Annotated in this window: 17 protein-coding genes; 3 read left to right on the forward strand and 14 right to left on the reverse strand. The window is 67.0% G+C overall.

Annotation, left to right across the window (positions count from 1 at the left end; translation table 11 throughout):
• Positions 1–123: 123 nt before the first annotated feature.
• A complete protein-coding gene (locus F817_RS0109325) occupies positions 124–3,117 on the forward strand; it encodes an Rne/Rng family ribonuclease (protein WP_024327397.1) in 2,994 nt (997 codons plus the stop codon).
• Positions 3,118–3,314: 197 nt separating this feature from the next.
• On the opposite strand, the gene F817_RS0109330 is transcribed toward F817_RS0109325, so the two are convergent.
• Positions 3,315–3,806: a low molecular weight protein-tyrosine-phosphatase gene (locus F817_RS0109330; RefSeq protein ID WP_024327398.1), complete on the reverse strand. Its 492-nt coding sequence runs from the start codon at positions 3,804–3,806 to the stop codon at positions 3,315–3,317.
• 117 nt (positions 3,807–3,923) lie between these two features.
• On the opposite strand from F817_RS0109330, the gene F817_RS0109335 reads away from it, so the two are divergent.
• Together F817_RS0109335 and F817_RS0109340 are read left to right on the forward strand one after the other, a co-directional pair.
• Positions 3,924–5,189 (forward strand): flagellar hook-length control protein FliK, encoded by a 1,266-nt coding sequence (locus tag F817_RS0109335; protein ID WP_024327399.1) that lies wholly within the window; start codon positions 3,924–3,926, stop codon positions 5,187–5,189.
• 4 nt (positions 5,190–5,193) lie between these two features.
• Positions 5,194–5,565 (forward strand): EscU/YscU/HrcU family type III secretion system export apparatus switch protein, encoded by a 372-nt coding sequence (locus F817_RS0109340; protein WP_024327400.1) that lies wholly within the window; start codon positions 5,194–5,196, stop codon positions 5,563–5,565.
• Here the strand turns inward: F817_RS0109340 and F817_RS0109345 are convergent.
• The 13 genes from F817_RS0109345 to F817_RS0109405 form a co-directional block, all read right to left on the reverse strand.
• Positions 5,560–5,985, reverse strand: coding sequence for a DUF2802 domain-containing protein (locus F817_RS0109345; RefSeq protein ID WP_024327401.1), 426 nt, complete (start codon positions 5,983–5,985; stop codon positions 5,560–5,562). The two genes, F817_RS0109340 and F817_RS0109345, sit on opposite strands and share 6 nt — an antisense overlap.
• A 168-nt stretch (positions 5,986–6,153) precedes the next feature.
• Positions 6,154–6,339: a hypothetical protein gene (locus F817_RS0109350; protein WP_024327402.1), complete on the reverse strand. Its 186-nt coding sequence runs from the start codon at positions 6,337–6,339 to the stop codon at positions 6,154–6,156.
• A 353-nt stretch (positions 6,340–6,692) separates the two neighbouring features.
• Positions 6,693–7,151, reverse strand: coding sequence for a chemotaxis protein CheW (locus F817_RS0109355; RefSeq protein WP_018866270.1), 459 nt, complete (start codon positions 7,149–7,151; stop codon positions 6,693–6,695).
• Between the two features lie 127 nt (positions 7,152–7,278).
• Complete coding sequence (locus F817_RS0109360; RefSeq protein ID WP_024327404.1) at positions 7,279–7,983, reverse strand: chemotaxis protein CheW; 705 nt, start codon at positions 7,981–7,983, stop codon at positions 7,279–7,281.
• Positions 7,980–8,780 (reverse strand): ParA family protein, encoded by an 801-nt coding sequence (locus F817_RS0109365; protein ID WP_024327405.1) that lies wholly within the window; start codon positions 8,778–8,780, stop codon positions 7,980–7,982. The genes F817_RS0109360 and F817_RS0109365 overlap by 4 nt, the downstream gene beginning before the upstream one ends.
• Positions 8,777–9,679 (reverse strand): flagellar motor protein MotD, encoded by a 903-nt coding sequence (gene motD, locus F817_RS0109370; RefSeq protein WP_024327406.1) that lies wholly within the window; start codon positions 9,677–9,679, stop codon positions 8,777–8,779. The genes F817_RS0109365 and motD overlap by 4 nt, the downstream gene beginning before the upstream one ends.
• Positions 9,680–9,686: 7 nt before the next feature.
• The gene (locus tag F817_RS0109375) at positions 9,687–10,430 is read right to left on the reverse strand and encodes a flagellar motor protein (RefSeq protein WP_024327407.1); all 744 of its coding nucleotides are present in this window, start codon (positions 10,428–10,430) and stop codon (positions 9,687–9,689) included.
• A gap of 1 nt (position 10,431) precedes the next feature.
• Positions 10,432–11,547: a chemotaxis response regulator protein-glutamate methylesterase gene (locus tag F817_RS0109380; RefSeq protein ID WP_024327408.1), complete on the reverse strand. Its 1,116-nt coding sequence runs from the start codon at positions 11,545–11,547 to the stop codon at positions 10,432–10,434.
• Positions 11,548–11,549: 2 nt separating this feature from the next.
• On the reverse strand, positions 11,550–13,667 hold the full coding sequence (locus tag F817_RS0109385) for a chemotaxis protein CheA (protein ID WP_024327409.1): 2,118 nt from the start codon (positions 13,665–13,667) through the stop codon (positions 11,550–11,552).
• Between the two features lie 44 nt (positions 13,668–13,711).
• Positions 13,712–14,488 (reverse strand): protein phosphatase CheZ, encoded by a 777-nt coding sequence (locus F817_RS0109390; protein ID WP_024327410.1) that lies wholly within the window; start codon positions 14,486–14,488, stop codon positions 13,712–13,714.
• Between the two features lie 95 nt (positions 14,489–14,583).
• Complete coding sequence (gene cheY / locus F817_RS0109395; RefSeq protein WP_017942246.1) at positions 14,584–14,964, reverse strand: chemotaxis response regulator CheY; 381 nt, start codon at positions 14,962–14,964, stop codon at positions 14,584–14,586.
• A gap of 41 nt (positions 14,965–15,005) precedes the next feature.
• Positions 15,006–15,773 (reverse strand): RNA polymerase sigma factor FliA, encoded by a 768-nt coding sequence (locus F817_RS0109400; protein ID WP_024327411.1) that lies wholly within the window; start codon positions 15,771–15,773, stop codon positions 15,006–15,008.
• Complete coding sequence (locus F817_RS0109405) at positions 15,770–16,594, reverse strand: MinD/ParA family protein (RefSeq protein WP_029681084.1); 825 nt, start codon at positions 16,592–16,594, stop codon at positions 15,770–15,772. The genes F817_RS0109400 and F817_RS0109405 overlap by 4 nt, the downstream gene beginning before the upstream one ends.
• Positions 16,595–16,664: the final 70 nt, after the last annotated feature.

Raw genomic sequence — 16,664 nt, forward strand, 5'->3', positions numbered from 1 at the left:
TTCCGCTACGCGCCGCCGCGGCGAGCACGCGCGTGCAAGCGTTGCCGTGCCGCCGTTCGATCGCCGCACCCGGGTTCCCATTGATCCTTGCCGGATGCCAGGACGCCCTACCGAGTCCATTGCATGAAACGGATCCTGATCAATGCCACGCAGCCCGAAGAGCTGCGTGTCGCCATGGTCGACGGCCAGCGGCTGTACGACCTCGACATCGAACTGCCCTCGCGCGAGCGCAAGAAAGCCAACATCTACAAGGCCAAGATTACCCGTGTCGAACCCAGCCTCGAGGCCGCGTTCGTCAACTTTGGTGCTGATCGCCACGGCTTCCTCCCGTTCAAGGAGATTGCGCATACCGCCGTTGGCGCCCCGGACGACAGCGACAAGCCGATCCGCGACTTCCTGAGGGAAGGCACGGAGCTCCTGGTCCAGGTCGAGAAGGAAGAACGCGGCAACAAGGGTGCCGCGCTGACGACCTACATCAGCCTTGCGGGCCGCTATCTGGTCCTGATGCCCAACAATCCCAAGGCCGGGGGCGTCTCGCGCCGCATCGAGGGCGAGGATCGCGCGTCCCTGCGCGATGCCCTCTCCGGCCTGAATATGCCGGAGGGTATGGGCGTGATCGCCCGTACCGCCGGCGTGGGTCGCAGCACCGAAGAGCTGCAGTGGGATCTCGACTACATGACCGCCCTGTGGGCCGCCGTCACCGAGGCCGCGGACAAGGCCAAGGCCCCGGCGCTGATCCATCAGGAAAGCAACGTCATCATCCGCGCCCTGCGTGATCACATGCGCAACGACGTCGGCGAAGTCATCATCGATGACAACGACGTCTATCAGCAGGCCGAGGACTTCGTCCGCCTGGTGATGCCGAACAGCCTGCGCAAGCTCAAGCGCTACGACGACCCGGTCCCGCTGTTCAACCGCTACCAGATCGAGAGCCAGATCGAGAGCGCGTTCGACCGCGAGGTGACCCTTCCCTCCGGCGGCGCACTGGTCATCGACCATACCGAGGCCCTGATCTCCATCGACGTGAACTCCGCTCGCTCCACCAAGGGCGGCGACATCGAGGAGACCGCCTTCCACACCAATCTTGAGGCGGCCGAGGAGGTCGCCCGGCAGCTGCGCATTCGGGACCTGGGCGGCCTGATCGTGATCGATTTCATCGACATGAACGCCAACAAGCACCAGCGCGAGGTTGAAAACCGTTTGCGCGAGGCGTTGGAGATGGACCGCGCGCGGGTCCAGGTCGGGCGCATCAGCCGCTTCGGTCTGCTGGAGATGTCACGCCAGCGCCTGCGTTCCTCGCTGGGCGAGTCCTCCCAGAACACCTGCCCGCGCTGCCAGGGACATGGACAGATCCGCAGCGTGGAGTCCCTGGCCCTCTCGATCCTCCGCCTGATCGAGGAAGAGGCCATGAAGGACCGCACCGGCCTGGTCATGGCTCAGGTCCCGGTGGACGTCGGCACCTTCCTGCTGAACGAAAAACGTGAATCGATCACCGATATCGAGGACCGCCACAAGGTCGACATCAGCATCATCCCCAACCCGCAATATCTCACCCCGCGCTTCGAGGTCCGCCGCGTTCGCGGTGACGAGCGCGAGGAGACCATCAGCGACCGCGGCTCGCACGAACTCGTCGAGATCGTCGAGGACGACAGCGATCCGCACCAGGAGCGCCGGAGCAAGGTCGAGAAGCCCCTGGTCCAGGGCGTCAAGATGACGGGACCGGCCCCGGTCAGCGAAACGGCCCCCACCGCCCCCGAGACCGCCGATCCGGTACCCCAGCCGGGCTTCTTCGCCCGCATCTGGTCCTCGCTGTTCCCCAACGCCGCCCCCGCGAGCACCCAGGAAGAGGGACAGGAAGACGATCGCAAGGAAGGCGAGCGTGCGCGGCGCGGCGAAGGCAATCGCGGCGGCAAGAGCAACGGCGGCCGTGGCGGTGGCCGCAAGAAGACCGACAACGGCGGTCGCAAGGCCGCGGACAAGCGCAACGACGGGGACAAGGGCAAGAAGGCCGGCCCCGACAAGCCGGAAACCTCCAAGGAGGACACGGCCAGGGCCGATGGCGCCAAGGGGCGGACGCGTCGCGGCGGCAAGAAGGATGGCGACAGCGACAAGGCGGCGGCTCGGGAATCGGCGAAGCCCGTCGCTGAAGGCCGCAGTCCCGAGGCCCGTTCCGAAAACAAGGGCGGCGAAAAGCCCGCCGACGCCAAGCCGGCCGAAAAATCGCCACGGGGCAAGGACGACGCCCCGGCCACGGAGGCGAGCGAGGCGCCGGGCGGAAAAGGCCCGGAGAAATCCGATGAAGACGACGGCAGCAAGGCGCGCTCCCGCTCTCGGCGCTCGCGTCGCGGTGGCCGCCGCCGCGGCGGCCGTGCCCGCACCGGCGACAATGCAGGCGAAACCGGAAGCGAGGGCACGCCAAACCCCGCGAGCGAGGCCTCCACGCCGGAAGCCGGAAATGGCGACGCCACCCGGGGCACGGCCCCCGCCGCCGGAAAGGCCGGTGAAGAAAAGCCCCGTGATGAACGGCCCCAGCCCCAGGACGGCGCCCAAGGCGCGGGCCCGCAGGATGCTCCGGCAGGTGGCGATCCCGCGAATGCCTCCGCCAAGGGCGCTCCGGACGACGGCGCCCCCGCCAGGGGGCGCGGTCGCGGCGGCCGCGGGCGCAAGCCGGCCTCCGATGCCTCCGCCAACGAGGTGACCCCGGCGGCCGGCGGCGAGGCGAACGGTCCGGGGCAACCCGAAACCGCTACACCGCCCGCGAAGGAAACCGCACCGAAGGCCGAGGCGACGGAAGCCGCCCCGGGCGAAGGGAAACGCGTACAGGCCCCTGCAAAGCGCCCGGCCCGCACACGCACCGCGGCCCGTTCCACCGAGCCGGAAAGCAAGGCCGGGACACCGCCCGAGGACTCGCCGGAGAAGCCTGCCAAGCCGAAGGCGCAGCGCTCCAGGCCAGCCGGAGGGGACGACACGCCCGGCAACGAAGGTCATGAAGGGGCCGCCTCCACTGCCTCGTCAAAGCCTGCCGAGACGAAAGAGGAAAAGCCCGCGACGCCCAAGCCCGCCGCGGAGTCGACGGAGCCGGCCACCGAGAGCCCGAACCGCAAGGGTGAAGACTGACCGGAGGTTCCGGGTTTCCTCCGGCACTACGGGAAAGGGGCCCGCCATCCGGCGGGCCCCTTGTCGTTGCGGAACCGGGAACGCCGGACCATGCGACGTATGCCGGCCGGGGAATCCGGCCCGGCCAGGGATGCGCGGATCAGCCCAGCAGGCCCTTCCCGCCTCCGGCACGGAACGCGGGGCGCATCCCGTCGGTGTCAGGATGCCTTGAGTGTGTGACGTTCGCGGATGTGCTCCAGCAGCCCGTCGGCGGCCGCCTCGACCAGGTCCATCACATGCACGAACCCGTCATCCCCACCGTAGTACGGGTCGGGGACCTCGTGGTCGTCGAACTGGGGTGCGAAATCCAGGTACCGCAGCAACTCCGCGCGGCTGTCCGTCGGACGAATGCGTTCGGCGTTGCGGTAATTCGCATCGTCCATGGTGAGGATGTAGTCAAACTCGAGGAAATCCTCCGGCTCCAGCTGGCGTGCGCGCAGATGTTCCAGATCATAGCCACGGGAGCGCGCCTCCTGTCGTGCACGGGGATCGGGCTTCGCGCCCACGTGGTACCCCGCCGTTCCCGCGGAATCCACCTCGATGACGTCCTCCAGGCCCTGCGCGCGGACCCGTGCCTCGAAGACCCCGTGCGCCATCGGCGAGCGGCAGATATTGCCGAGGCAGACCATCAGTACTCGTATCTTCGACATCGAATCACCGTCCCGATCAACAGGGCATAAGGATAACAAACGCGACCGCCAGCCGGCGGCGTTTCGCCCCCTGCCCCGCGGTATGCGATGCTGAGGCTTTGCACCCAGGACCCAACGATGGTCGACCTAGGCGGACCCCGCATACCCGGCTGGACGCCGCCCGGCAACGTGTCCGGCGGCTCGGGAAGCGGCGCGCGCCCCAGCCTCCAGCCAGGGGCGCGCATCGAGGTGCGTGTTCTGGACGTGTTGCCGGATCGTAGCGTCCGCCTGCGACTCGAACCGGCCGCCGCCCGGGGCCTGACACCGGCGGCGCCGCGCGCGGCACCCCCCGCGCCGGTGGTCACCGCGCAACTGGCCGGCGCCCTGCCCGAACCGCTCCTGAACCGCGCCGGCGGCACGGCAATGCTGGCCGAGATCACCCGCACCGAGCCCCGCCTCGAAGTGCGCCTGATGCCACTAGCCCCGGACCGCACCGCGCCCCGCCCCGCGAGCCCGCCGGCCAATACGGCGCAACAATGGCTGGGACAGGAACTGCGCCACCAGCTTCCCGGTGCCCGACCTCTCGGTCCGGCCCTCCAGGGCCTCCTTACCCCCCCGGCGGGGGGCGCGCGCGGCGAGGCGGCGCCGAATCTGGCGGCGGCAACCCAGGGCGCGCCCGCCCTCCAGCGTCTAATCGCGATCCTGCCCACCCCCGGACAGCTTACGCAGCCCGACAGCCTGCGCCAGCATGTTCAGAACTCCGGGCTCTGGATGGAGGCCATGCTGGGGCTGGCCGCCCGTGGTCAGGGCCCGACGCATGCACTCGCGGCGGATCTCAAGGGCCAGCTGCTACGGGCGGCCGATCAGCTTCGACAGGGCCCCGAGCCGCGCCCCGTCGCGCAGTCCCCCGCCCCTGCCGCCACCGCGTCATCCCCGGCGCTGCCCGCGCTGACCGGCTTGCTGGAAGGGCTGCTCAAGCGGGTCACATCGCTGCAACTCCAGTCGCTGCAGTCCTTTGCCAGCGACGAACCCGGCAACAACCGCTGGTTCTTCGAGCTCCCCCTGCGCAGCGACCAGGGGATCCAGGGCATCTTCGGCGAGATCCAGCGGGAACCCGCTACCGGCGGGGATGGCGAGGCGCCCTGGTCCATCGTATTGACGCTGGACCTCGGCGATCTGGGGCCCACCCGGGTTGCGGTGGCCTCGCATCATGGCGGAGTCAGCGTCCATTTCACGGCAAGCGAGCCGGATACCGTTACGCGGCTGCGCGGCGAGATGGCGTATCTGCGTGACCGTCTCGCCGAACGCGAACTCACGGTCACCGGCCTGTCGGTCCGTCAGGGTTCCGTCGATCCGGACCCGCGACCGGCGAATGCACATCGCATGGTCGACGAACAGGCCTGATCCGATGAAACGCAAGGATACCGGGAAGCGTCTCCCGCACCGGGAATCGCCCCCCTCCAGGGCTGTTGCACTGGAATGGGACCGGCGCCGGGCGCCGAAGATTACCGCCAGCGGCGCGGGCCTGACAGCCGAGGCGATCCTGAAAATCGCCGAGGAACACGGTATCCCGCTCCACCAGGACCCGGCCCTCAGTGAAGCCCTGGCCCAGATCCCCGTCGGGAGCGAGATCCCGGAAGAGCTCTATGTCGCGGTGGCCGAGATCCTCGCCTTCGTCTTCCTGCTGGCGGGGATTACACCCGACGACCGGTCCAGCGGCTACCAGGATCCATCACGTCCACCCGGAGCAGGAGAGAGTGGACCGAAGCAGGGGTCATGAACGGCCCACGTGGCCCGCGTCCCCGGCGGTGCCCGTACCGTGCAGGCTGAACAGGAGATCGAGTTCGGTCGAGGTCAAGCCACAGCGCCGGCGAACCTCCTCTCGCCCCACGCCCTGCTGGATCAGCCGAATGGCCTGTTCGTAGGCGCCGCTGTCGCCCTCGCGGGCGCGCAACTCGCTGTGCTGATCATGGAGCCGCTCCAGCGCCCTTTGAACGGACGCCTGTGCCTGGCCGTGCGTGGCGACCCCCTCGGACAAGGCCTTCATCGCACCCTGCAGGGCCATGACCGAAGTGGCCTGGCGTTGATAGTCCTGGCGTAGCGCCGCCAGTTGGCGACGCAACAGGATCACCAGCCCGACGGCAAACCCGGCGACGATGGTCGCCAGCAGCGCGATCAACGCGGCAAGCCAGATCAACATTCCCTCTCCCATTGCTCGCCCTCTTCCGAAAACCGCGGCGGCCCGATTGTCGCGTGAATCATGGCCGCATGACCAGCGAGACACGGGTCAGCCCGATCGGCGTGAGCAGAAATTACCCCAAGCCCGCCCATCGGCCCCGGGGTTCCGGAAAAGGGTTCGCGTGAATCCTCAGGCGTAATCGTCAATCAAGCCGCGGCGCTTGCCGCGTTCTTCCTTGCGCGGGGGGCGCTGCTGGGTCGGACGCACGGCGGGCCGGAACACCGGATCGCGGTCATGGTCATCGCTCAGCTGGCGACCCGGAACGGCTGTGTGAACCGGACGCACGGTCCGGTCCGGCTGCAGCTCATCGACCATGGCTCACCTCCCGGTTAGGGAAACACTGATCACGGTACACACTCGCGCTCGAGTCGCTTTTGCGTAAGAACATGGCGCGGTGACTGCCGTGCAGTGCATTCTCTGCACAAGGGCGCCGCAACGCCGTTCCCGCGCCCGTTTTTTCAACAAAGGGGCGACCGATCCCCTTCGGGGTTGGCACCCCAGGTTCCCCGATCCTGCGTTGCCCCGCTTGCGGGTAGAACCACTACCCGCCGCACGACGCGCCTTGTCTCGGACAACCTGGGGTGCCAACGCGAGTGTGTACAGTAATCAGTGCTTCCCTACCGCCTCATGGTCCTTGTCCTTCTCGAGTGTAGACCCCGCACGAGTAATTACAGTTCGCGCAACTGGGCCCACTCCTCGTCCGACAGCAGCTTGTTCAGGTCCACGAGGATCGTCAGGCCCTCCTCGGTGCTGGTCACGCCCTGAATGAAACGACTGCTGTCGTCATTGCCCACCTCCGGGGCCGGTTCGACCGCGTCCGGGGCGATCCGCACGACCTCCGAGACCGAATCGACCAGGATCCCGACGTTCTGGTTGTCCACGTCGATGATCACGATGCGCGAGGCCTCGTCCGATTCCCGATCGTCCAGCCCCATGCGCCGCCGGGCATCGATGACCGTGACCACGTTGCCCCGCAGGTTGATGATGCCCAGGATGTAATCCGGAACACCGGGCACCGGCGCAATCTCGGTGACCTTGAGGACTTCCTGGACCTGCAGCACATCGATCGCGTAGGTCTCCTCCGCGAGGCTGAAGGTCACATACGGAGCGGTGTCGGCCTTGGCCATGGCTTCTACGTCTTGTGCGCTGCTCATGTCGTCCTCGATATTCCGTGCAGGCGGGAGCCGCCCTGTGGTGTCGTCCTGACCGGGTTATCGGCCGGTTGCCGCGATGCTTGAATGCGCGTCGAGCCCATCAGTCCCAGCCGCCTTCATCCAGCGTTCGGTCGAGCGCTTCCAGGTCCAGCAGCGTAGCCATCTTTTCGCGCTCTACCCCGGCCAGCCAGGGCAGGCGCCGACGGTGGCTGCGCCAGCGTAGCGAATCCGGCTGGATCACCCGGGTCCCGTGGATCGCCCGGCACGCCAGGGCGAACCGCGACCCCGCCAGGAAGACGACCTGCCGGGCGGTATCCGGCTCGTAGTCGCGATCTTCCGGGGTCACGACCGCGGCCAGGTCGATCAGCTGGACCCGGCCCTGCTTGGTATCGGCGAGCCCAAGGTACCAGACCGAATGATTCGGGGTCGGCCGCACCTCGAGGCTGTCCAGCGGTGCGACCCCGCCAAGGGCATGCAGCGGCGCCAGAAGCGTCAGGTTGCCCGCCTCGATCACAAGGGCGGAGAACGGCTGCTCCGGTCGCAGGTACTCCTGCTCGACGGGCGTGGCCGGCGGGGCTGGTGGGGCCTCGTCGACAATGGGCGCGGGCGTGGCTGTCCGCACCGGATGGGCTTCGCGCACCGGGGCCTGCGTTTCCTCAGCCGGCGCCGGCGGCGGGGGTTCGAGGAGATCCGGCCGCAATAGCGGTCGGGCAGGTGGCGGCTCGTCCAGCAGGCTGCCGAAGTAGTCGTCCAGCGCTTCCGGCTCCGCCTTGAGGGCCAGGTTGTCGACCGTGGACCGTTTCATCCGCGCCGCCTCCGTTCATGGGGTTCCGACAACTGCCCGCCGATAGCCTCGAGCAGGTCCGAATAGGCGAGTACGCCGCGCGCATCCGGGATCATGAAGCACAGCGGCTGTCCCGCACTTGAGGCGTCGCGGAACTTGGTGTCGACCGGGATCACGCCGGGCCAGACGTCGTCGCCGTACAACCGCCGGAGTTCCGCGAGGGCCTCGTGCGCCGCGCGCGTGCGCCGATCGAACAGTGTCGGGATGATCCGGTACTGCAGCTCGGCCTTGCGCGACTTCTGTACCATTTTCAGGGTATTGATCATCCGTTCAAGCCCCTTCAGGGCCAGGAATTCGGTCTGCACCGGCACCAGCAACTCGTCACAGGCCGCCAGGGCATTGACCATCAGCACCCCCAGCATCGGGGGGCAATCGAGCAACACGTAGTCGTATTGCCCGGCGACCTTCTCCAGGGCATGTCGCAGCACCAGCCCCATGCCGCTGCGGGTGCCCAGCTGACGATCCAGGGTGGCCAGCGCGGTACTCGCGGTCAGCAGATCCAGCCCGGGGAACCGCGTCTCGCGAATCAGCCCGTTCGGGTCCGGCTCCTCGCCCTCGGCGCACTGGCTGAACAGCTCGTACACCCCGCGCGTGGCGGTTTCCGGATCATGACCGAAGTACGCCGTGAGCGAACCATGCGGGTCCACATCCACCAGCAGAACACGCTGTTCCGGACCGGACAGCAGGCCGCCCAGTGTCACGGTGGTGGTGGTCTTGCCGACGCCGCCTTTCTGGTTCGCAACCGCCCAGACCTTCATGGTGCATCTCCATCCGTCGGGAGCGGTGCGGGCGGAAGATCCTCGCGCAGGCGCTCCGGTTCCTGCGCGCCCTCGGCGCGTGGACGTGCCCCGGGCAATACCACGATGGACACGCGCCGGTTCTCGGCACGCCCCTCGGGCGTGTCGTTGCTGGCCACCGGGCGGTGCTCGCCATAACCCAGGGCGACCAGGTTCTCCGGATCGACCCCGGCGCCCTCGAACACACTCACGACCGCCGCCGCCCGCCCGGAGGAGAGCTCCCAATTGGAAGGATAGACCGCGGTCTGGATGGGCACGTTGTCGGTATGCCCCTCGACATGGATCCGCGACACCCGTGGCGCCAGGATGCCGCCCACCTCCTGCAGAAGGTCCTCAGCCTGCGGGTTCAGGGTTGCCGAACCGGACGGAAACAGCAGACGGCTGGTGATCTCGATCTCCAGCCAGTAGGCCTCGCGGGTAACACTGAGATCGCCGTCCTCGATCCACTGGGCCATCGCCTGCTCGATCTCGCGAGCCGTCTCGGCCAGCTCGTCGAGGAACGCCTGCATTCCGTCATCATCGGGCGCATCGTCCAGCATCCCGCTCAGGGCCATGTCGATCGGCTGCGGGCCGTCTTCCACCAGGCCGGGTTGCACCTCGATGGGGACCAGGGCGCGCAGGTCCTGCGGGCTGCGCTCGCGCGCCACGGTCGGGTCGCCCACCTGAATCGGCTCGGCCTGCATCGGCGCACGGAACGCATCCACCAGCGATTCCGACAGCACGCGGTACTTGCCGTCGTCCACCGACGAGATGGCGTACATCACCACGAAGAACGCCAGCAGCAACGTGACCAGATCCCCATAGGGAATGGCCCATGCCTCGTGATTCTGGTGCTCCTCTGCCCGCTTGCGCCGCGCCATGGTGACCTCACTCGTGGATGAAGCCACTCAGCTTGCTTTCAATGTTCCGCGGGTTTTCACCCTCGGCAATGGCGATCAGACCTTCCATCAGCATTTGCTGGTGTTGGGAACGGTTCTGGATAATCGACTTCAACTTGTTTGCGACCGGCAGGAAAAGCAGGTTGGCCGAGGCAATGCCGTAGATCGTGGCGACGAACGCGGCCGCGATCCCCGCCCCGAGCTTGCTCGGATCCGCGAGGTTCTGCATCACCGCCATCAGCCCCATCACCGCGCCCACGATCCCGAGGGTTGGTGCGTAGATCCCCATGCTCTCGAACACCTTCGCGCCCTGCATGTCGAACTGCTCGCGATTGTCGAGATCCGCCTCCAGGATCTGGCGGATGGTCTGCGGTTCGCTACCGTCGACCAGCAGTTGCAGCCCCTTCCGCGCGAACCCGTCGCTCTCCTCGTCGGCAAGCGTCTCCAGCCCAAGCAGGCCTTCCTTGCGGGCCACGTGGGACCACTCGACGATCTGCTCGACCATGGCCCGGTTGTCGACCTTCGGCGGCTTGAAGGCCCAGGGCAGGATGCGCATGCCGTGCATGAACACCGACATCCGGGCCTGTACCAAGGTGGCCCCCAGTGTCCCTAGCACCACGATCACGAAGGCCGCGGCATTCCACAGCGCCCCCAGCCCACTGCCCTTGGCAATGCTCCCCCCGAGCACCGCTACCAGCCCCAGGGTCACCCCGATGAGGCTCAGGATATCCATGTCAGCAGAACCCCTTGACCAGGGCGGGCCCGATCTCGGGCAGCGGATAGACGTGGTCCGACAATCCCGCCTCGGCGACTGCGGCCGGCATCCCGTAAACCACGCAGGTGGCCGCATCCTGCGACCACACCTGGGCACCCTCGGCCTTCAGCGCCCGCGTGCCTTCGCGCCCGTCCGCACCCATGCCGGTCAGCACCACCGCCAGGACCTGGCCGCGCAGCGCGTCCACCGCCGAGGTGAATGCCGCATCCACGCTGGGCTTGTAGATGGTACCGAGCGGGCTCTCCGCGATACGCACATGGGTCTGGCTGCCGCGTTCCAGGGTCATCTGCATACCCCCGGGTGCCAGCAGGGCCACACCCGGCTTCAGCACGTCGCCGTCCTTCGCCTGGCGTACCTCGATGTTACACATGGCATTCAGGCGCTCGGCGAAGGCCGGGGTAAAGCTGGCCGGCATGTGCTGTACCAGGACGATCGGCAGCGGGAACGTGGCCGGCAGCGGCTTGAGCACCTCCTGCAGGGCCACCGGTCCGCCCGTGGAGGTACCAATGAGGACCGCGCGCAACTGACGCAGCGGGGTCGGCGGTCGCGTGCTTGCAACCGGGGCCGCCGGCTTGCGGGCATCGGCGGCGGCCTGGCGATCGGTCTCTTCCCGGCGCGCCGTCGGCCGCGCCTCGCGGGCCGGAGCGCTGCTACCCGGGGCACTGGCCGAGCGCGCCCGACTGCGCGACAGCGAGCGGACGCGACGGCGCAGCAGCATGCGTGCGCTGTCCTCGTCACCCGCCATGTCGCTGAAGCGCTTGGGCAGGAAGTCCACCGCCCCGGCCTCCAGTGCGTCCAGGGTCGCCTGCGCGCCCTCGGTCGTCAGGCTGGAGAACATCAGGATCGGCCGCGGATGTTCGGCCATGATCTTGCGCACAGCCGTGATGCCGTCCATAACCGGCATCTCGATGTCCATGGTCACGACATCGGGGTCGAGCTCCCGCACCTTCTCGATCGCCTGCTCGCCGTTCTCCGCCGAGCCGACCACCTCGATACCCGAGTCGGAGTCCAGGATCTCCGCGATGCGTCGGCGAAAAAAGCCCGAGTCGTCGACTACCAGAACCCTGATCGGCATCCTCAGCCCTCGCTCGAGCGCGATGCGCGGCGCGGCCGGCCGGACATCTGCAGCTGCCGCATCAGGATCGTCACCAGGTCGGAGACATCGAGGATCAGCGCGATTCCGCCATCCCCCGTGATGGTGGCACCCGCCAGCCCCTTCACGCCCTGCAGATTCTGGCCCAGGGGCTTGATGACGACCTCTTCCTGGCCCACCAGGTCGTCCACCACCAGACCGACCTTGCGGTCCGCGGTATGCACCACGACCACGTGGGCATCCTTGCGCGGCTCGGGCTCGTGCCCCGGCTTCAGCCAGCGCTTGAGGTAATGGATCGGGAGCGCCTGCTTGCGCACGATGATGACTTCCTGGTCATCCACGTAGTGTGTCTTGGTCAGGTCCAGATCGAGGATCTCGGATACCGAGGCCAGCGGGATGGCGAAACGCCGACCATCCAGGATCACCATCAGCGCGGGCAGGATCGCCAGGGTCAGTGGCAGCTTGACCCGCAGCGTGGTGCCCACGCCGATCTCCGAGTCGATCTCGATGGTGCCGTTGAGTTGCGAGATCTTGGTCTTGACCACGTCCATGCCGACCCCGCGGCCGGAAACGTCGGAGATCTCGGTCTTGGTGGAGAATCCGGCCATGAAGATCACGTTGAAGGCCTCGCGATCGGTCATGCGTTCGGCCATCGCGGGTTCCATCAGGCCCTTCTCCACGGCCTTTCGGCGCAGGGCCTGCGGGTCCATGCCGCCACCATCGTCCTTGATCAGCAGTGCGATGTGATCGCCTTCCTGGGCCGCCCCCAGCACGACCGTGCCCTTGCGCGGCTTGCCGGCCGCCTCGCGCACATCCGGCGTCTCGACACCGTGGTCCACCGCATTGCGCACCAGATGCACGAGCGGATCCGACAGGGCCTCGACCAGGTTCTTGTCGAGGTCGGTATCCTCGCCGAAGATCTCCAGTTCGATCTCCTTGCCCAGGTTTCGCGACAGGTCGCGGATCACCCGCGGGAAACGGTTGAAGACCTTTTTCACCGGCTGCATCCGGGTCTTCATCACCGACGTTTGCAGGTCGGAAGTTACCAGGGCCAGGGAACTGATCGCCTTGCCCAGTTCGTCATCGACATGCTGGGAACGCAGCATGCTCAGGCGATTCCGCACCAGTACCAGTTCGCCCACCAGGTTCATGATCTCGTCCAGGCGCTCGGTATCGACACGCACGGAGGTCTCGCCCTGCGGCGCGGACCGGCCTCCGGCCTCGGCCCCACCCCCGGCGCGCGCACTACCCCCGCCCTGGCCGCCGGCGGCGGAAGGCTCCGGTGCCTTTTCGGGTTCGGGCGCGGCCGCCGCGGCCGGTTCGGCCACGGGCTCGCCGGGTTCTTCGGGTTCCGGGCTGGATGCCGGGACCGCCCCGGTGGCCGCCGGACCGGCCCCCTTGGCCTGAAGTTCATCCAGGAGGTTCTCGAATTCGTCGTCGGTGATTACGTCACCCGAGCCCCCGGCCTCGGCCGCGCCGGATTCTGCGTTGGAACCTTCAGGCACCTCGTCGCCTCCGTCGGCATCCACGGCCTTCGGGGGCTGGTCACCATGCAGGCTGTCCAGCAGGGCCTCGAATTCGTCATCTGTGATTTCGTCATCGGCACCGACCATGGCGTCGCCGTCGGCCGGGGATTCCGCATCCGGCGTCGGCGGTGGCTCGGGCTCGGGTTCGGGTGCAGGCGGTGGTGCGGCCGCCTCCGCCGCCACGTCCTCGTTGTTCGCCATGCGCCGCAGGTCCTCGACCAGGTCCGCCTCGGCCGGCGTGGGATCCACGCCGGAACGCAGGTCGCCGAACATCACGTTCAGGGTGTCCAGCACGCGCAGCATGGTGTCCATCAGGTGGCTGTCGGCCCGCCGCTCACCGTTGCGCAACAGGTTGAAGACATCCTCGGCGTGGTGACACACGGTCACCAGCGGATCCAGGCTCAGGAAGCCGGCGCCGCCCTTGATGGTGTGAAAGCTGCGAAACACCGCATTGAGCAGATCCCGGTCGTCCGGGTTCTGCTCCAGGTCGATGAGTTGCTCGTTGAGCCCCTCCAGCAGTTCCCCGGCCTCGATCAGGAAGTCCTGAAGGATTTCGTCATTGGGGTCGATGGCCATTCATTCTCTCCGGTCGCGTGGCGCCATTCGCATGAGGGGATGGCCTAGAAGCCCAGGCTCGATAGAAGATCGTCCACCTCGTCCTGTCCTTGAACGACATCCGCGCCGGAATCTTGAGTCTTCGGCACGCTGGGACCGTGACCCTTGCGGTCCGCCTCGCGATCTTCCTCGTTGCGTTCCAGCGATGCCTCGGCTGCCTCGACCTGCTCCATGCGGCCGCTGGAGAGCCGGATCAGGGACACGAGGTTCTCCTCCAGGTCCGTCACCAGCTGGATCACCCGGCGGATCACCTGGCCGGTAATATCCTGGTAACTCTGGGCCATCAGGACCTCGGAGAGCAGTCGGCGCAACTCCTCGGTGTCCTCTCCCGCCTGGGCAAAAAAGCTGTCCAGTTCGCGGGCGAAGTCGCGAAACTCGTCCACCGAAAGCTGGCGGTTGCGAAAACGCGTCCACTTCGCCGTCAGGTCGGCCGCCTGCTGGCTGAACGATTCCGCGATCGGCAGGCTCGACTCGATGGCATTCATCGTGTCGTGCGCGGCCTGCTCGGTCATCGTCACCACGTAGTTCAGGCGTTCCTTTGCATCGGGGATCTCGGCCTGGGTCAGTTCGACCAGGCGTGAATCCCCGCGAAAGCTCTGCAGGGCCTCGTGGAGATCGCGGGTGAGCTTGCCCAGCTCGTCGAAGAGTTCGCGGTCATACGGTCGCGCCAGATCCTGTACCAGTGCCCGGGCACCGGCGTCATCGCCCGCCTCCAGCGTCTGCACCAGTTGCCGGGCAAGCTCGAGCTGGCCGTCGCGCGGTGGGTGTTCCTGTTCAGTCATGGGGAGCCTCTTGCTGATGCGGCGCCGAAGGAGCCGGGTCACGTCCGCCGTTGCAGGCGTAACGGGCGGCGTACGTACTCAACACCGGGGATCACTTATCCCTGTGCTTCAATACGTTCGAAGATCTTGTCGATCTTTTCCTTCAGCGTTTCGGCGGTGAACGGCTTGACCACATATCCGTTCACGCCCGCCTCCGCGGCCTCCACGATCTGGTCGCGCTTGGCTTCGGCGGTCACCATCAGCACCGGCATGGACTTCAGGTTCGGATCCGCCCGCACGGCCTTCAGCAGGTCGATACCCGGCATGTTCGGCATGTTCCAGTCGGTGATCAGGAAGTCGAAATCACCATTTTGCAGCATCGGCAGCGCGGTGCTGCCGTCGTCGGCTTCCTGCGTGTTGTTGAAGCCGAGATCGCGCAAGAGGTTCTTGATAATGCGTCGCATCGTGGAAAAGTCGTCCACGATGAGAATTTTCATTCCCTTGTCCACACGTCACTCCGGGATTCGTAGGGTGGGTTTTAGAATAACTGCAAAGCCGTGCCGTCTTCGAGCCACGAGCCCAGACGGGCCCGCAACCGGATCGTGGCCTGACTCCGGATCTGGCTCACGCGCGACTCGGTCACGCCGAGTACGGCACCGATCTCGCGCAGGTTGAGTTCCTCGATGTAATAAAGCGACAGTACCAGGCGTTCGCGCTCGGGAAGATCGTCCAGCGCCTCGGCCAGCTCCGCGCGAAACTCGCCCGCCTCCAGCGTGCCCGCGGGCGATGCCTCCTGCCCCTCGATCACGCGGTCGGCGCCATCCTCCCCGCCGCCAAGGTCGTCCAGGGCAAACAGGTGGGCCCCGGCATGGTCCTGCAACATGTCGTAGTACTGGTCGATCGGCACGTCGAGCTCTGCGGCCACTTCACTGCCTCGTGCGGACCGCCCCTCGCGCGCCTCGACGGTCTGGATCGCGGCGGCGATCCGCCGGCTGTTGCGGTGGACCGAACGCGGGGTCCAGTCGCTGCGACGCAACTCGTCGATCATGGCGCCGCGGATCCGGATACCGGCATAGGTGGCGAAGGTCGCACCCTGCCCGCCCTCGAACTGCCGCGCGGCCTCCAGCAACCCGATCATGCCCGCCTGGATCAGGTCGTCGACCTGCACCGAGGCCGGCAGCCGCGCCATCAGGTGGTGCGCAATGCGATGCACCAGCTCGACGTGATCGGCAATCAGCTGTTCGTGCCCGCCGCACGCGGAGGACGTTGCCTGATAGCCGGAAAGTCGATTACGCGTCGTCATCATGCGCTCTGCAGCATTCGTTCCACGAAAAACCCGACGCCGCCGTGGTCACCGCCACCCACCGGCCAGCGATCCACTGTGCGCGCCAGTTCCGCAAACGCCTTTCCGGCTGGACTCCCGGGGTATTGCTGCACCACCGGCGCCCGTTTCTGCACGGCCTTGCGCAGGTGATCGTCCATGGGAATATAGCCGGCCAGGTCCAGCACCACCTCCGGCAGGTAGTTGCCGCAGACGGTATTGAGCTTCTGCATCAGTCGATCGGCACCCTCGCGTCCGCTGACCATGTTGGTGACCATGCGGAAGCGGCGCAGACCGTGATCCCGGTGCAGTACCTTGATCAGGGCATAGGCGTCGGTAATCGACGCCGGTTCGTCGCACACAACCACGAGGGTTTCCTGCACCGCCCGGCAGAACGAGGTGACGGACTCCTGCAACCCCGCCGCGGTATCCACGATGAGGACATCCAGGGGCTTGCGATAGGCGCTGAAGGCGTGGATCAGGCCGGCGTGCTCGGCCGGCGTCAGGTTCGCCATGGCGGCGATCCCCGACGCCGAGGGCACGACCTTGACGCCGTCCGGGCCCTGCACGAGGACATCCTCGAGGCTCTCGACGTCTCCCGTCACCAGGTCATGCAGGGTGCGTTCCGGGCGCATGCCCAGGAGCAGGTCCACATTGGCCAGTCCCAGGTCGGCGTCAAACAGCATGACCTCACGACCCAGTCGGGCCAGGCCCACCGACAGGTTCACCGATACATTGGTCTTGCCCACCCCGCCCTTGCCCGAGGCGACCGCAATGACCTTCAAAGGCTTGTTAGTGCGTGGCATAACGCCCCTTTCCAACCGGCTGAATCAATTCCAGTGTCGCAGGCTCGGCATTGCGTACCGGGCGCGATTG

This window comes from Thioalkalivibrio sp. AKL19 (genome assembly GCF_000420165.1).
GTDB lineage: Bacteria > Pseudomonadota > Gammaproteobacteria > Ectothiorhodospirales > Ectothiorhodospiraceae > Thioalkalivibrio.

Bases quoted from the DNA above. Each gene is read 5' to 3' on its own strand.
- F817_RS0109325 (WP_024327397.1), top strand. From the start codon at position 124: ATGAAACGGATCCTGATCAATGCCACGCAGCCCGAAGAGCTGCGTGTC.
- F817_RS0109330 (WP_024327398.1), bottom strand. From the start codon at position 3,806: ATGTCGAAGATACGAGTACTGATGGTCTGCCTCGGCAATATCTGCCGC.
- F817_RS0109335 (WP_024327399.1), top strand. From the start codon at position 3,924: ATGGTCGACCTAGGCGGACCCCGCATACCCGGCTGGACGCCGCCCGGC.
- F817_RS0109340 (WP_024327400.1), top strand. From the start codon at position 5,194: ATGAAACGCAAGGATACCGGGAAGCGTCTCCCGCACCGGGAATCGCCC.
- F817_RS0109345 (WP_024327401.1), bottom strand. From the start codon at position 5,985: ATGTTGATCTGGCTTGCCGCGTTGATCGCGCTGCTGGCGACCATCGTC.
- F817_RS0109350 (WP_024327402.1), bottom strand. From the start codon at position 6,339: ATGGTCGATGAGCTGCAGCCGGACCGGACCGTGCGTCCGGTTCACACA.
- F817_RS0109355 (WP_018866270.1), bottom strand. From the start codon at position 7,151: ATGGCCAAGGCCGACACCGCTCCGTATGTGACCTTCAGCCTCGCGGAG.
- F817_RS0109360 (WP_024327404.1), bottom strand. From the start codon at position 7,983: ATGAAACGGTCCACGGTCGACAACCTGGCCCTCAAGGCGGAGCCGGAA.
- F817_RS0109365 (WP_024327405.1), bottom strand. From the start codon at position 8,780: ATGAAGGTCTGGGCGGTTGCGAACCAGAAAGGCGGCGTCGGCAAGACC.
- motD (WP_024327406.1), bottom strand. From the start codon at position 9,679: ATGGCGCGGCGCAAGCGGGCAGAGGAGCACCAGAATCACGAGGCATGG.
- F817_RS0109375 (WP_024327407.1), bottom strand. From the start codon at position 10,430: ATGGATATCCTGAGCCTCATCGGGGTGACCCTGGGGCTGGTAGCGGTG.
- F817_RS0109380 (WP_024327408.1), bottom strand. From the start codon at position 11,547: ATGCCGATCAGGGTTCTGGTAGTCGACGACTCGGGCTTTTTTCGCCGA.
- F817_RS0109385 (WP_024327409.1), bottom strand. From the start codon at position 13,667: ATGGCCATCGACCCCAATGACGAAATCCTTCAGGACTTCCTGATCGAG.
- F817_RS0109390 (WP_024327410.1), bottom strand. From the start codon at position 14,488: ATGACTGAACAGGAACACCCACCGCGCGACGGCCAGCTCGAGCTTGCC.
- cheY (WP_017942246.1), bottom strand. From the start codon at position 14,964: ATGAAAATTCTCATCGTGGACGACTTTTCCACGATGCGACGCATTATC.
- F817_RS0109400 (WP_024327411.1), bottom strand. From the start codon at position 15,773: ATGATGACGACGCGTAATCGACTTTCCGGCTATCAGGCAACGTCCTCC.
- F817_RS0109405 (WP_029681084.1), bottom strand. From the start codon at position 16,594: ATGCCACGCACTAACAAGCCTTTGAAGGTCATTGCGGTCGCCTCGGGC.